The following is a 1283-nucleotide window of genomic DNA, read 5'->3' as shown; positions in this document are numbered from 1 at the left end:
TGTATAGCCCGGACACATAGGTAACACCTGTTCGGAGACATGGGTAACACATCTAGACTGGCTGGCAGTGTCTTTTGGGAGACCTGCCATGCCGTGGAAGGAAGTGTCACTCATGGATCAACGCAGGGAATTAATGGTGCTGGCCAGCCAGCCGGGAGCGAATCGTCGCGAGTTGGCCAGGCGCTACGGCATCTCGCCCAAGACGCTGTACAAGTGGCTGCAGCGGTATGACGGGCAAGGCCCGGATGGGCTCGCCGACCAGAGCCGTCGGCCGGAACTGAGTCCCGCCAGGACCGACGAGGACATCGAGCAGCGGATCGTTGTGCTGCGCGACGAGAACCCCTATTGGGGCGCTCGCAAGCTGGCGCGATTGCTGCGCAACGAGGGCACGGCCTGGGTGCCGGCGCCCAGTACCGTTCACGAGATTTTGCGTCGCCACGGCCGACTGGGCGAAGGCATGGCCGCTGCGCAGGCGCCGTTCCGGCGCTTCGAGCATGCGCAGCCCAACGACCTGTGGCAGATGGACTTCAAAGGCCATGTGCCCAACCGCCACGGGCACTGCCATCCGCTGACGGTACTCGATGACCATTCGCGCTTTAGCCTGTGCCTGGCTGCGTGTGACGATGAGCGCGGCGAAACGGTCCAGCCAAGACTGATCGCGACGTTCCAGCGCTATGGGTTGCCACAGCGCATGACCATGGACAACGGACCGCCCTGGGGCGGAGGTGCGGACGGCTTGGGCTATACGGCGCTGACGGTGTGGCTGATGCGCTTGGGCATCGCCGTCAGTCATTCGCGCCCATATCATCCTCAGACACAGGGCAAGGACGAGCGCTTTCATCGCACGCTCAAGGTCGAGCTATTGCAGGACCGCTGCTTTGTCGATAACGCGCAAGCCCAGCGTGCATTTGATCACTATCGCGAACGCTACAACGGCCAGCGCCCGCACGAGGCGCTGAAGATGGAGGTGCCGCTCGAGCACTACCGTGCCAGCACCATCGCCTATCCCAAATCGCTGCCGGAAGTGGAGTACCTGTCGACGGACCTGGTCTATAAAGTGGGCAGCAACGCGCGGATAGAAGTGCGGAGACGACGCGTGAAGATTGGCAAGGCTTTCATCGGACAGCGCATCGCGCTACGCCCAAAGAAGGAGGACGGCTGCTTCGGCATCTGGTTCAGCCGGTTTGAGATAGGGGAACTCGACCTGCGCGTACTGTGATACGCGCAGATCACGTGTTACCCATGTCTCCGAACACCTGTTACCCATGTCTCCGGTCTGTACA

At 61.8% G+C, this 1283-nt stretch carries 1 protein-coding gene; it reads left to right on the top strand.

What is annotated here, in order from left to right:
• The first annotated feature begins 88 nt into the window (after nt 1-88).
• Nucleotides 89-1219, top strand: coding sequence for an IS481 family transposase (locus FFS21_RS31870; protein WP_137928650.1), 1131 nt, complete (start codon nt 89-91; stop codon nt 1217-1219).
• The last annotated feature ends 64 nt before the right edge of the window (nt 1220-1283 follow it).

The sequence above is a fragment of the Cupriavidus sp. 2SB genome, from assembly GCF_005503625.1.
Classification (GTDB): domain Bacteria; phylum Pseudomonadota; class Gammaproteobacteria; order Burkholderiales; family Burkholderiaceae; genus Cupriavidus.
Note: the sequence above shows the minus strand (reverse complement) of the source record. Positions and strands in the feature narration are given on the sequence as shown.